The sequence below is a fragment of the Shewanella insulae genome, from assembly GCF_009831655.1.
Taxonomy (GTDB): domain Bacteria; phylum Pseudomonadota; class Gammaproteobacteria; order Enterobacterales; family Shewanellaceae; genus Shewanella; species Shewanella insulae.
The window spans coordinates 334,211-347,878 of record NZ_WRPA01000001.1 but is presented as its reverse complement, the minus strand read 5'-3'; the positions used below and the strand labels follow the sequence as shown (position 1 = coordinate 347,878).

The window sequence follows — 13,668 nt, the reverse complement described above, 5'->3', positions numbered from 1 at the left end:
AAAGGTAATTGCATTATTAGATAAACCTCACAATTCACTTTCTAACCGCTTTACGCCTCATTCTATCCCCACACCCAAAACTGCGCACAATGTATATTATGTTAAATAAGATGTATGAAGACACGCCATTACCAGCTGACGTTGTCGCGACCTGCATCCTTTGCCCTGTATAGCGCAGCGTCGGCATCGTGTAGCATCTGGGTCAGACTCTTACTCGGCTCGAACGCGCTTAGGCCACAGCTAAAAGTGATCTGCAGCGCGTCATCGCCCGCCTGAAAACGGTGTTGTCTTATGGCCTCACAATAAGTTTGTGCGTGCTCATATAGGTAATTATCAAAATCTTGTGCTGTGCCAAAGGGTCGACTGACGAGTACGACAAACTCTTCGCCTCCCCAGCGCATAACGATATCTTCTTGATCTTGTGCCTGCTTCAAAATGGCGGCGATATGACGCAGTGCATCATCGCCGGTCATATGACCATAGGTATCGTTGATCAATTTGAAGTAATCGACATCGATAAGAATCACGCCCAATTCACCCTGTTGCTGGCAACAGGCATGATGCAGACGCTCGCCTATGACTATGCCTTCACGGCGGTTGTAGAACTGGGTCAGATCGTCATAGATGGCATGGTGCGTAAGCTGCTCTTCCATTGCCTTTAGCTCTGTAATATCGAAAATGACACCTATCAAGCCGGCAACTCGCCCTTGGTTGTCGTTAAAGCTAGTCTTATGAAAACGTACAAAGACAGAATCGCCTTCACGGGTTTTTATTTGCTTTTCGTAGATCTGTACACCTGGATTGTCGAAAAGCGCCTGATCGGCACGTTGGTAGACCTCGGCTAGCTCTTCATCGAAGATCTCATAGACACTTTTACCTATCAGTTCTTCCCGCGTGAGTTTGATGAAAGATTCAAAGGCTTTGTTACAGCCCAGGTACACGCCTTCCTTATCCTTATAGAAGATGGGTACAGGCAAGGTATCTAGGGTGAGCTGTAACAGGTAGCTATCGCTGGCCAGACATTGAAGCAGATCTGGGTGTAGATTGGGCGCATCATACGGCATATAAACTGTCTCTTCTCGTTTCAATTGACGTTCCCTGTTCCTAACAAGAGTATAGTTGTGTTAACCACGACTGGTTATAGTAACAAGTTATCCTTTATCTGCGGGATTTAATGGTACAAATTTCAACGCGGGGACTAAGAGACGGCATTAGCCGTTATTAACCTGGGTCTGGCACAGCCTTAATTTGTTCAGATATTGAGCGAACGAGACCCGGAATTTAACTAAACCCCTCTTTAGACACAAAAAATGATTGTAAATTGAAAAATGAGCTGTCTACACTGGGATTAACATTTGTCATACGAGGGCACTCGCCTATGTCAATTTCTCCTCTAGCCAGTGACAAGCTCTATCGTTTTTCGACACTCGCCCTACTCGATCCCAGCATTAAATCGACTAAACAGCTGACGCCACTCAACGAAATTGTTGGACAAGAACGTGCCCAACAGGCGGTAGAATTTGCCATGTCGATGAAAGATAAAGGCTATAACATCTACGCCATCGGCCGAAATGGGCTGGGAAAACGCACCATGGTGATGCGTTACCTAGACAGATACGATCCTAACGGCCACCACCAGCTCTTCGATTGGTGCTATGTGGTCAATTTCGATGATGCCCGTACGCCTAAGGTGCTTAAGTTGCCAAGGGGTCAGGCGCAAACCTTCAAGACTGATATCGAAAACTTGATGAAACGACTGGTTAAGGCCCTGCCCTTGGCCTTTGATAACGAGCTGTATTATTCACGCGCCGAGAAACTCAAGACGCAACTCGCCGAGAAACAGGAATCGGCACTGGGTCAGATCACCAAGGAAGCGGCCGCCAAGCAGATAAGCCTATCTATCAATCCCCAAGGCAGCTATGAACTGGTCGCCATGAATGGCGAAGAGCCTCATACCGAGTCGAGTTTCGCCGAGCTGAGTGCTAAGGAACAGGCGACGCTGGAAAAAAACATTGGCCTATTAGAATCAAAGTTAAGAGAGGTGGTGCGCAAGTTTACCGCCTGGGAAGAAAGCTATTCTGACAAGCAACAGAAACATGATGAGCAGGTAGCTCAAGAGGTCTTAGTCCACCTACTCGAACCTATTAAAACAGGCTACGCCGAACTGCCCGAGGTGAAAGCTCATCTTAATGAGATGCACAAAGACATCTTGGAGAATCTGGATATCTTCCTCGAGCAGAACGAGGAGCAGGTCGCCCTCTCCTACGCATCCCTAGCGAAGAAGATGCCGAGGCGTTACCAGGTCAACGTGCTGGTGAATCATGGCGACATTCCCATGCCAATAGTGATTGAGGAGAGCCCCAACTACCACAATATCTTCGGTTACATCGAGAATGCCACCTATAAGGGCACCATCTTTTCCGATTTCTCGCTGATCCGCCCCGGTAGCCTGCACAAGGCCAATGGTGGCGTGTTGATGATCGACGCCATCAAGGTGTTAGAGCAGCCCTATGTGTGGGACGGTTTAAAGCGTGCTCTACGCTCGCGTAAACTCAGTCTCAGCTCGCTGGAACGCGAAGTTACGCTTTCGGGCACCATCTCGCTGGACCCTGAGGCCATCCCGCTAGACGTTAAGATCATACTGTTTGGTGACTATCAAACCTATCAACTACTTCAGCACTATGACCCTGAATTTAAAGAGCTATTTAGAGTTACAGCCGACTTTGAAGACGAGATGCCACGCACAGATGCCTCAGAGGTACAGTATGCAAAATTTATCTCCAGCATAGTGCTCGGCAACAAGATGCTGCACTGCGACCGCGGCGCAATTAAACGTATCATAGAGTTCAGTGCGCGCCAGGCAGATGCGCAAAACAAGTTATCACTGCATTCTGCTGATATCGCCAACTTGCTGCGTGAGTCTAATTATGTAGCGAAATCCAGTAAGGCAACCATGATCCGAGCCACCCATGTAAAGCAGGCATTGCACAATCATGAGCTCAGGGTCTGCCGCCTGCGCGACCATGTTATGCAGAGCTTCGTCAATGGCACCACGCTGATCGACACTAGGGATAGTGTCGTGGGTCAGATCAATGCCCTGTCTGTGGTTGCGACCTCAGATCATCAATTCGGCGCGCCGAGTCGCATTACTGCCAGCGTTTCACTCGGCGAAGGTGCCGTGTTTGATATCGAGCGCAAGGTTGAACTCGGCGGTCAGATCCACTCCAAGGGTGTGATGATCCTCACGGCCTATCTTGCCACTATCTTCGGTCAGACAGATAAGATCCCCCTCACTACTCACCTCACCTTCGAACAAAACTACTCGGGCGTCGACGGTGATAGCGCCTCAATGGCAGAACTGTGCGCCATAGTATCGGCTTTTGCCAAGGTGCCACTGCGCCAGGATGTTGCCATCACAGGTTCGATGAGTCAATTTGGTCAGGCGCAGCCCATAGGCGGGGTTAACGAGAAGATCGAAGGCTTCTTCGATGTTTGTAAAATCAAGGGACGCCACAAGGGACAAGGGGTGATCATTCCGCGTACTAATGTGCAAAACCTGATGTTAAGAGCGGATATTGTCGATGCCGTGAGCAAAGGAGAATTCTCTATCTGGGCTATCGAGCATGTGGACCAGGCAGTTGAGATCTTAACCGGTATTCCAGCCGGGGAACGCGATTTCGAATTCGAAGATTATCCGAAGGAAAGCCTCTATGCCCTGGCCGATGCCAGATTGCAGAAACTAAGAGACCACGTTAAACGCACGCAAAAGGCTAAGGTTTAATAATAAAGGCTAAGACCTACTTCAACATTAACCATGCTCAATTCGTTGGCTTCAACCATTTATCAATAAAAAAGCCGGTTCTAGACCGGCTTTTTTAATTCGCTTACGACGAGCGATTAGCTAACGCAATTAAGCGAAGGCTTCTTGCAGCGGTGGAACCACCTGCTTCTTACGGCTGAGTACGCCATCTAACCAGACACGACCATTCTCGCTAGCCTTGCCATAGGCACGCTCAGTCAAGTCTGCATCATCAGAAACCACTAATACCTCAGAGCCTTCTTTCATGATATCTGTCAGCAGCAGTAGTACGCTATGACGCTTGCCTTCTTCTTTAAGTGCGGCGATATCGGCTTCGAGTTCGGCCTTAACCTGATCGAACACAGACAGGTCGATCACCTCAAGTTGGCCAATACCAACCAGGTTGCCATTCATGTTGAAGTCTTTAAAGTCGCGCATCACGAGATCGCGTACCGGCGTGCCTTCGACAGCCGATTTAACCTTGAACATATCCATACCCAGCGCCTTGTAGTCTTCGATGCCGGCGATCTCTGCCAGGGCCTCGACACACTTAATGTCGGCAGTGGTACAAGTTGGCGACTTGAAGATCACGGTATCGCTCAGGATGGCACACATCATGATGCCGGCGATATCTTTCGGGATCTCGACATTGTAGAAGTCGTACATCATCTTGATCACTGTGTTACTACAACCCACGGGACGGATCCAACACTCGAGAGGCGTAGAAGTGGTTAGATCGCCTAGCTTGTGATGATCAACGATACCGACAATGGTTGCCTCGGCGATATCGTCCGGTGCCTGAGTCAGCTCGGAGTGATCGACGATATAGACCTGCTCGCCAGCATAGTGCTCTTTATACATAGGCGCCTCAAAACCGAAGCGCTCCAGAATAAAGGCAGTCTCTGGTGAAGGTTCACCCAATCGTGCGGCGATGGCTTCTTCGCCGATTTGATTCTTAAGATAAGCCAGCGCGATGGCACCACAAATTGAATCTGAATCTGGGATCTTATGACCCACAACGTACATTGGCATAGTTAACTCTCACAATAAATTTTGCGGCATTTTACCAAAAGGAAAATCAATTTACATTAATCCCCTGCCTTTAATTGGTTAGACGCTAGTCTAATGCAGGGGTTCAAGATAATTGTGGGACCTGACAAGCTCTTCATCTCGCCCTTATCCATTAACTAGCTAACCTCATATCCCTATCGAGTCTTCATGCCTAAACAGACATGCGGTATAGCACCACCTCTACCTCCCCCTCAGGTGTTTCGACGCTATCGTTTTTAATATATTTCATGCCGAGTTTGGTCATGATGTTTATCGAGCCAGAGTTGGCCGGTTCGGCGATGGCACTGAAATGGGTAATGGGCTTTTCGATGGCACTTGCATGTACAACTAGCGCCTTGCAGACGGCTTTGGCAGCTTCTGTGGCATAGCCCTTGCCCCAACTGGCCTGGGTGAAGCGCCAGCCCACCTCAAGATCTGCTGTTTTCGGGTTATTGGTATAAAAATCCATCGGCCGCACCAAGATCCACCCGATATAGGTGTTGCTAAGTCCAGATTTGGAGGCTAGCGTGGTGACCTTCCAAAGCCCCCACCCGGTATCATTGTTGGTAAAGCCTTCTATACGAGGGATAAAAAAGTCATTAATTTCTGCCATGGTCGATGGCTTGCCGCCATTGATGTAGCGCATCACCTCGGGATCTTGGTTGAGGTCAAATAATAGCTGCGCATCTTCTTTGGTGACCGGCTCATAGCGTAAACGCTCACTATTTTCGATTTGCATGGGACTCCTTGTTATTATTGCTTTTCATCTTAGTCAGCTAGCTATGATAGCCACTTTTGAATAGCGCCAGCAAGGTCGCGGCGCAATGAAGGGAAAATAAACGAGGTGGGTCGATAATGGCGCATCCATGCGCCGGGGGGGGCATTTTAATAGGCTGTAAACTAGAAGTCGTAACGGAAACCTAAGCTCACGACAGTGTCATCAAAGTCTTCATACTGCTTCACATCAAATTGACCGATTTCAGTGTGGATACGAGCAGATTTAGATAAACGGTACTCTGCGCCAACCGCCCATTGTGAGACCTCAGGCACGACTAAGGCCGACTCGCCCAGCGCGTCGTACACACGACCCGCAATTTTGCCCGTACCCGAATCATCGCTACCGAATTGGGCCTTCAACAACAGCTGTTCGATCTGATAGGTTGCGCTAAGGATGTAACCGACACCATCGCGCTCTTGATAATGTGGCTTAGTAGGGTTAACGAGTTCAGTTTGTTGAATAATGGTGCCTAGCTTTAGGTTATCGAACTTAACATGTCCGACGAATCGGGTCGCTTTTATGTCTTCAATACCGTCTGAATAGGCGATGCCAAAATAAAAGTCACTCGCTTTAAAGAACTTATCTGCATAGGTCACTGCAATTTGATAGTTACCGTTATCCTTACGCAGATCAGAGTCGTTAAAGTAGTTGTCTTCCATCAGGTAACTCACACCCAATTGCAGCTTGTTCCACTTAGGACTCTTGTATTCTAGCGAGTCACCGTGACGCTTATCACCAGGCATTAGGCGATCATGCTTTAGACTATAGTTGTCAAACGCATCGGCAAAACCTTTACTCATTTTGAACACAGGGTCAATGCGCCCGATTGCTAACTGACCCGCCTGTGGATGCTTAAAGCCGATAAAAGTCGGACGGGCAGAAAAAGGCTTGTTAGCTTTATCTTGGGAGGCGCCGTTAACCCCAACCTCGATTTTGTAAAATAGCGACCAGTCTGCGACTAACCCTGTCTGGCCTTTAACACCAATACGGCTGAAGTTATTCTCAAGAATAGTACCGCTTTTACCGCTATGGGTCGCACTGCCACTATCGGAATGAGTTACCGAGTAATCGAGTCGGCCATAAAAATCGACTAGTTCTCCGGCTATGACCTGAGGTGCGACAAACAGGCTACTGGCTAATAATGTTAATGTGAAAGTTTTCATGATCATCATCTCTTTTAAGCTAAGTGTTGTTATTTAGAAGCGGGATGCTTGTGCTGGGCGATCACGCCATCTTGGCGCATCTTGTGATAGAGCTTCTCGGCCTGGCCTAGATAGAGGTCCCACGAGCTAGAACGTTTGGTGAATCCGGTGGCGGCGTAGTTACCTGTATCGCCAGTCGCCGGCAGGTCATTGATGTCAAACAGTGAACCGCCGGACTGTAGGTGTACATTGAGGGCATCTACCATGACATTGAAACCTATGCGCGCTGGCTCAGAGTAATGGATAGAGTCATATTTAGATTGTCGATAGAATTTCTTCAGTGACGCATCCTGTATCTGCGCCTTTTCATCGGCGAAGATCTCATCGAAATGGGCCTTGACGATCTGCTTGGTGCCAGGGTCCACCACGAGTCGTAACATGGCCGTTATTCCCGTCCACTGTCCCTTCTCATCTAGCACTTTCTCGGCAAGCTGATAGAACTTCAGTGAACTGCCGTCGGTATGAATGCGATGATGAATCTTTGCGGTTAACGGGATCATAGATTGTTGAATGCTGTTTGATGCACCCGCAACAATATCTATACCTAAATATTTGAGGCGATTAGGTTCTTTTAGCTTATTGGCTAGCTTGGGGTCATGATTTGGGTTGGGCTCGAAGGTCAGCTTATTCTGTTCGACCATGAGCTTTTCCATCGTCAACGCCGACTGTACCCATGCCGTCCCCTTCTTCTTACCCATAGAGAAGTTGTACTCGGACATACGCTTAGGCACATCTTGATACAAGCGGGTATAGTAGTTAGGACGCCCACTTTCGTTAAATTCGGCCAAGATAACGTCATTTCTATCCTGACTGTCTGTCACTATGGTCATGCTACCCATGTGACCCTGACGAAACCTTGCCTCCTCATAGTAATAGTCGCCCACTAGCAAGCCCAATTTGGGTTGAATCGACCACTTAAGCTTAAAATCATCGTCCCCCAGAGTATCTTTCGCTCCCACAGCCACATACTTTGGCTGAATGCCGTTACTGCGTGGCAGGTCATTGACCGCCTTCAGGATGCCGTTAGATGAATAGGTCGCTCCAGAGACTGCATCTATGCCTTCATGACCGTTATTTTTAACAATCTTAGGAAGCAGGCGTTCGGCATTCAGATAGAGCGACTCGGTTTCTTTGTGGGACTTAGTCTTCATGTCGACTATCTCGCCTTGTTCCACCGTCACCTCTAAAACAATTTGACTCTTCTTACCTTTTGCCTGTACCTGATGAACACCATCGACATACTTACCCTGTGTAGCCTGAGAGGCACACCCCAGGGCCGTAAGCGTCGCTAAACCTATCGTGGAAACGATAAGACTCTTTTTAATTTTTTTGGACTTAGCCATTATTTTATTACCTGTACAGCATAAAGTTAATTATCAGCATAAACATTGAATAATTGGCGGCAACTACGGAAAACCGCAGTTTAATTGATGAGAGTTAATAACTTTGAACCAGTTAACAAAATAATATAAATGTGATTTATCCAAAGCCTTTGCAGGCTAATAATTAATTATCCACCACTTATTATTTAGCGCAATGAAAAAGACACTGTTACTAATTTTCTTGGCTGTTTCTCTACAATGCAAAGCGACCGAACAAGGCTTAGACAACGAAAGCCAGCACTTTCATTTGGCGAAAGAGAAGTATTCATCTAAGGTGCTGGCCCAATTTTATCCCTGCGATGATAACGCACTCATTAATATCGAGAAAGATCGCGCCACACTGACAACCTTGAGCTATTTTGGTACCTCCATCAACATTACCCTCTACCAAACTGCCAGCGAGCAGGCCGAGGCCATACTGTGTAATGCCCTAGCTGTAATACAGGATTACCACTATCTTGCCTCAAACTATGCCGCATATCCCCATGTCACTAACGTCAAGACGATAAACCAGGCGCCTACGCTCACCCATCATATCGATCCCCAACTCACTGATTTGATAGCGACCTCTATCGATTGGCATCAGGAGAGCCAGGGCTACTTTAATGTGGCGCTGTCCCCCGTTATCAGTCTCTGGCGAAAAAAACGTTTTTTATGTCAAGAGACACCAGGGGAATGTGAACTGCCTAGCGAGCACTCATTGCGCCAAGCCGCACGATATGTAGACATAAGTAACATCACCTTAGACAGGCAGAACCATACCATTACCATGGCTGACGGAATGAGTATTGATCTTGGCGGAATCGCCAAAGGTTGGATGGTAGAAAAGCTCTTTGATCAACTCAGGCGTGACGGTGCAGAGGCATTCGTGATTAATGCCGGGGGCAACATTCGGCACTACGGAGAGCATCCCAGCGGACGCAGCTTTATTACCGCGATTGAAGATCCTGTCTGTAAACAGAGTGAATATACCCTGGAGAAATGCCAGACTCAGGAAGGACTCTACCATGAGGTCATCGCTGGTGAGAACCTTACTGTTGTCAGCAGTGGCAACTATTTAAGGTACTTCGAGGTTAATGGCAAGCAGTACCATCATATTATCGATCCAAATACCCTCTATCCGGAAAAAGAGGGTGTGGCGGTAACCGTAATATTATCGAGTCACCACATATACGCCGATATCATCTCGACCATGTTATTTTTAATGCCGGTTGAACAAGGGCTTAAATATGTAAATGATCACCCATGGATTGAAGCGGCTTGGTATTTGAACAAGCAGGGCGACAAAATAAAGTCTGCGAACTTTAATAAATACAAGTTTTAAATACACAAGATTTAATAAAGTCTCCTTATTTATTTTTAAATGGCTATAGTGGTTTTCCGCAAATTTATCGCTGTTGTGAACAAGATCACCATAGCCGAACAAGTATTAAGAGTTCATAAAATAATGAGTCATAATTAGCCCAGCGTTTAACCCCAAGATGAGCCTATGAAATTTCCCTGGTCTAATAGCAGTACTTTAGAGATTGAGCGTCAAGTTTACCTTAGACGAGGAACCCGTATTGGCCTAAAGGTACTAGAGCAAGCAAAGCGTATTATCTTGAGTGTTGCTCTCCTGCTCTTCGGGTTTATCTGCCAAGCTGATCTTGCAGAAGCGAGCGACGGCACTCGCCAAGATTACGGTGAGGAGAAGCGAAAATATACGGTTGGCGCCCTCGCCTTTGCCGATCCCGATGTGGTCTATCAACGTTGGGCGCCCTCTCTATCCAGGGTATCGGCACAAACAGGCATCGAGTTGGTCTTAATTCCCCTTAGGCCTGATGAGTTGGTAGAGAGAGTGTCAAAGAATGCCCTAGATTTCATCATAGGTAACGCGCTAATCACAGTAGCGCTAAAGAAAGACTATGGCGTCAGTCACTTGCTCACCCTGGTGCCACTAAAGCATGCTAACCCTGAACAGGCTGTTGGTACGGCGTTAATTGCCAGGGAGTCGCTTGAAATCAATGGCCTGAAAGATCTTAAGCAGCGCAAGTTAATCTCTTCCGACCCTAATGCCTTCGGTGGCTTTCAAATCTTCGCCGGCGAGCTGATCAATCGGGGGATTAACCCATTTAAGGATCTCAAACACCTCGAGTTTGTCGGCTTTCCCCAAGATAAGTTACTCGACCACATAGTTAAGGGCAGCGCAGATGTGGCCATCTTACCGAGTTGTGTACTCGAATCGGCAATCGCGCAAGGAAGGCTTGAAGTAGGTCAACTTCATGTACTGTTACCTCAGGTTCACCCCGGGTTTGAATGTCAGACTTCAGGTTCCCTCTACCCTGGTTATGCCTTCTCTAAGTTAGGTAATACGGACCATCAAATTGCCCGTCAAATAGTCCGTTCACTGCTCGATATCGATGAACTAGACACAGAAGCCAAGCTTGGTCGCTACCGAGCTTGGTCTGTTCCCGTTGAAGATAGCCAGGTATTTAACCTCCTTAAGCGCCTGGAACGTTGGCCTTTCGTCACAAATTGGCAGCGCCTGGTCGAGAGGGCCATCCCCTGGGCGCTAGTTATTGCCGTCATCTTACTCTTGGGTTACTTTCACCATCTAAGGGTAAAACGCCTGGTCATCAAACGTACCCAGGCGTTAAGTGATGAGATGACCCAACACAAGAACACTCAAAAGGCGCTGTTTGAACAGCAGAAACAGTTTTATCGCGCCCAACGAATCCTATTGACCGGAGAGATGGCCTCAGGCATTGCCCACGAAGTCAATCAGCCGCTAGCCGGCATCCGATATTTGGCACAAGGAAGCATCTATCGACTCGGCGATAATCAATCCGAATTAAGGCAGGCGCTAACCAAGATGTTGCAACAGGTCGATCGCGCGCAAAATACCGTAAAGCGCTTTCGCCAGTTCTGCCAACAGCCCAGTGTCTATGAAGCATGCGATCTTAAGGAGCTTATAGAAGATACCCTCAATCTGATGCAGCCAGATTTCAATCGCATTGACCTAAAACCACAGCTGTTCCTCTGGCCATTGACGGTTAACGTTGACGCAAGTCTAATGCAGCAAGTATTTGTCAACCTGCTGCGCAACGCCTTAGATGCCATGGAAACCAGTCCTGATCCGCGACTGGCTATAGCCATTAGCAACGACTCGGCTAACGCCATCATCACCTTCAGCGATGCCGGTACAGGCCTGAGTGAAACCGCACTAAAGCGCCTATTCTTTCCCTTTGAAACCTCTAAGGCTAATGGCTTAGGGCTGGGTATGGTGGTGTGCAAACGTATCGTCGAGGAACATGGCGGCACAATACAAGCATTTAACAATCAAACCTTGACAGCGGCAGATGTCATAGAGCGGGATCTCAATAGCCACTTTCCCCGTTTCAACATGGGCCTATCCATAGTCCTAACCCTGCCCCTAACGGAGACAAAATGAGTAGGCTATACCTAGTCGATGACGATCAAGACGTATTAGACTCCCTCAATTGGATGCTTGAGGGGATGGGCTATAAACCGGAAACCTTTTTAAGCGCGGATAGTTTTCTGGCGAAAGTCGACCTTAAACAAGCTGGCGTGGCCATCTTAGACATCCAGATGCCGGGTATAGATGGACTGGAACTGTTAAGACGAATTCACCAACAAGAGAGCCCCCTTAGTGTCATCATGCTAACGGGTCATGGCACCATCTCTATGGCCGTACAGGCGATACAAGAGGGTGCCATGGACTTCTTGGAGAAACCCGCCGATGGTGACAAGCTATTAAGCTTATTGAAAAAGGCTAGTGAAACGACTGAAGATGCTTTTAAGCGCCAGCAGCTCAAGCTGAGTATTATTCAGCGACTAGCCTTGTTGACTCCGAGGGAACAGGAGGTAATGACCTATGTGTTAGCCGGTAAGCTCAATAAGATCATCGCCGCCGAACTGAATGTGGCGCAGCGAACCGTCGAACTCCATCGCCAAAAAGTGATGCAGAAGATGCAGGTGAATAATGTCGCCGAGCTCGCTTATTTAATGGCGATAACTAAACCCTAAGATTGTTTTCATCTTTTGAAGAAATCCGTATCCAGAAAGTGTATGAAAAACGCCCTATCATTTATGAGGCGGTTAATCCTTAGCCGTTGTAATGGGAAATGAGCGAACCTGGCTTACATCTTTTTCCCGCTTTAGTTAGTATGGCTTGGGCGTCAAAGTCGTGACATTTATCCATAATTTGACACGACTTTGACGTCGCAATAACAACTAGTATAAACAATTAGCTTATTCGGGTAGCCCATTAATGTCTTTAAAAACGGCCCTTTCCTCTCTCGCCGTGTGCTGCTGCGCACTCCTTCTCAATGCCCCGGCTTGGGCGCAGTCTTACCAAAACATAGGTAAAAGTTTTCAGCAAAATTTTCACAAACAACTCAAACAAAACAAGGTACCTGGCGGCGCTTTTGTGATTGTTCAGGGCGAAAACATCATCACCCTGGATACCTACGGGAAACGCCGTCAGGGCAGTGGTAAGAAGGTTAATGCCGATACCGTGTTTCGCCTGGCATCGGTATCGAAAACCTTTGCCGGCACCTTAGCCAGTCAACTGGTACACGAACATAAACTCAGCTGGCAGCAACCGATCAATCAATACCTTCCAGAGTTCTCCCTGGCAAAGCCTGCCGATAGTCGAGTTATCACCCTAGGCCATGTCATTGGCCAAAGCACGGGCCTGATGCCAAATAGTTACGATAACCTGGTAAACGCTAATGTTAAGCTAAACAAGATCATTCCCAAATTTGCCGAGCTGACTCCCATCTGCCCTCCCGGTGTCTGTTACAGCTATCAAAACGTGGCCTTCTCCTTCATCGAGCAAGCCATTGAGCAGGAGAGCGGCAAAGCCTATGAACAATTGATCGCAGAGCGTCTTTTTACGCCCCTTAAGATGAAGACGGCCTCTATCGGCTATGAAGCCTTTAATCAGACTCGTAATCGCGCCGAGCCTCACATTAAGACCAAACATGGTTTCAAACAGGTCAAGGTAAAACCTAACTACTATCAACTTGCGCCAGCGGCCGGCGTGAATGCCAGCATCAAGGATATGGCGAGATGGCTTATGGCCAACCTTGGCCATGAACCCAATGTAATCTCCCCTTTGGTACTCGAAGATGTCACCACGCCAGGCGTGCGCACCACTAAGGAACTGAGACGCCGCGATTGGAAGCCATTTCTCGATGATGCACACTATGGTAAGGGATGGCGGATCTATCAATTTGCAGGCCATCGTCTTATCTACCACGCTGGCTGGGTGGCCGGTTATGTCACCGAAGTGGCCTATTCGCCGGAACTAGATCTAGGTATCGCCATCTTGCTAAATGGCGAGTCACGGGTTATCAGTTCCCTGGGCGCCGAGTTCTGGCAGCGGGTATTCGACCAGCAAGCCAGCTAACTCTTCCATTTATGCTTGCTCGTCATTCATCTCCTTTGTAGATT

Annotated in this window: 10 protein-coding genes; 5 read left to right on the top strand and 5 right to left on the bottom strand. The window is 47.8% G+C overall.

Annotated elements, in window-relative coordinates:
- Positions 1 to 128: 128 nt before the first annotated feature.
- On the bottom strand, positions 129 to 1,088 hold the full coding sequence (locus GNT65_RS01500; RefSeq protein ID WP_244952065.1) for a GGDEF domain-containing protein: 960 nt from the start codon (positions 1,086 to 1,088) through the stop codon (positions 129 to 131).
- Positions 1,089 to 1,378: 290 nt separating this feature from the next.
- Here GNT65_RS01500 and GNT65_RS01495 point away from each other — a divergent pair, with 290 nt between their 5' ends.
- A complete protein-coding gene (locus tag GNT65_RS01495; protein ID WP_160793360.1) occupies positions 1,379 to 3,781 on the top strand; it encodes a Lon protease family protein in 2,403 nt (800 codons plus the stop codon).
- A gap of 129 nt (positions 3,782 to 3,910) precedes the next feature.
- Here the strand turns inward: GNT65_RS01495 and GNT65_RS01490 are convergent, their stop codons facing one another.
- The 4 genes from GNT65_RS01490 to GNT65_RS01475 all read right to left on the bottom strand — a co-directional run bounded on the left by GNT65_RS01490 (position 3,911) and on the right by GNT65_RS01475 (position 8,172).
- Positions 3,911 to 4,831, bottom strand: coding sequence for a manganese-dependent inorganic pyrophosphatase (locus tag GNT65_RS01490; protein WP_160793359.1), 921 nt, complete (start codon positions 4,829 to 4,831; stop codon positions 3,911 to 3,913).
- Positions 4,832 to 5,021: 190 nt separating this feature from the next.
- A complete protein-coding gene (locus GNT65_RS01485; protein WP_160793358.1) occupies positions 5,022 to 5,588 on the bottom strand; it encodes a GNAT family N-acetyltransferase in 567 nt (188 codons plus the stop codon).
- A gap of 161 nt (positions 5,589 to 5,749) precedes the next feature.
- Positions 5,750 to 6,790: a porin gene (locus GNT65_RS01480; RefSeq protein ID WP_338091751.1), complete on the bottom strand. Its 1,041-nt coding sequence runs from the start codon at positions 6,788 to 6,790 to the stop codon at positions 5,750 to 5,752.
- A gap of 29 nt (positions 6,791 to 6,819) precedes the next feature.
- Positions 6,820 to 8,172 (bottom strand): FMN-binding protein, encoded by a 1,353-nt coding sequence (locus GNT65_RS01475; RefSeq protein ID WP_160793356.1) that lies wholly within the window; start codon positions 8,170 to 8,172, stop codon positions 6,820 to 6,822.
- A gap of 193 nt (positions 8,173 to 8,365) precedes the next feature.
- Here GNT65_RS01475 and GNT65_RS01470 point away from each other — a divergent pair, with 193 nt between their 5' ends.
- From GNT65_RS01470 to GNT65_RS01455, 4 genes are all read left to right on the top strand, one after another.
- Positions 8,366 to 9,535: an FAD:protein FMN transferase gene (locus GNT65_RS01470; protein WP_160793355.1), complete on the top strand. Its 1,170-nt coding sequence runs from the start codon at positions 8,366 to 8,368 to the stop codon at positions 9,533 to 9,535.
- Between the two features lie 276 nt (positions 9,536 to 9,811).
- Positions 9,812 to 11,641, top strand: coding sequence for a sensor histidine kinase (locus tag GNT65_RS01465; RefSeq protein ID WP_244952064.1), 1,830 nt, complete (start codon positions 9,812 to 9,814; stop codon positions 11,639 to 11,641).
- Positions 11,638 to 12,237 carry a response regulator transcription factor gene (locus GNT65_RS01460; RefSeq protein WP_160793353.1) on the top strand — a complete coding sequence of 200 codons (600 nt, stop codon included), beginning with the start codon at positions 11,638 to 11,640 and terminating at the stop codon, positions 12,235 to 12,237. The genes GNT65_RS01465 and GNT65_RS01460 overlap by 4 nt, the downstream gene beginning before the upstream one ends.
- A gap of 244 nt (positions 12,238 to 12,481) precedes the next feature.
- Entirely contained in the window at positions 12,482 to 13,624 is a 1,143-nt protein-coding gene (locus GNT65_RS01455; protein ID WP_160793352.1) for a serine hydrolase domain-containing protein, read from the top strand.
- Positions 13,625 to 13,668 lie beyond the last annotated feature (44 nt).

Bases quoted from the DNA above. Each gene is read 5' to 3' on its own strand.
- GNT65_RS01490 (WP_160793359.1), bottom strand. From the start codon at position 4,831: ATGCCAATGTACGTTGTGGGTCATAAGATCCCAGATTCAGATTCAATT.
- GNT65_RS01460 (WP_160793353.1), top strand. From the start codon at position 11,638: ATGAGTAGGCTATACCTAGTCGATGACGATCAAGACGTATTAGACTCC.
- GNT65_RS01470 (WP_160793355.1), top strand. From the start codon at position 8,366: ATGAAAAAGACACTGTTACTAATTTTCTTGGCTGTTTCTCTACAATGC.
- GNT65_RS01480 (WP_338091751.1), bottom strand. From the start codon at position 6,790: ATGAAAACTTTCACATTAACATTATTAGCCAGTAGCCTGTTTGTCGCA.
- GNT65_RS01475 (WP_160793356.1), bottom strand. From the start codon at position 8,172: ATGGCTAAGTCCAAAAAAATTAAAAAGAGTCTTATCGTTTCCACGATA.
- GNT65_RS01485 (WP_160793358.1), bottom strand. From the start codon at position 5,588: ATGCAAATCGAAAATAGTGAGCGTTTACGCTATGAGCCGGTCACCAAA.
- GNT65_RS01495 (WP_160793360.1), top strand. From the start codon at position 1,379: ATGTCAATTTCTCCTCTAGCCAGTGACAAGCTCTATCGTTTTTCGACA.
- GNT65_RS01455 (WP_160793352.1), top strand. From the start codon at position 12,482: ATGTCTTTAAAAACGGCCCTTTCCTCTCTCGCCGTGTGCTGCTGCGCA.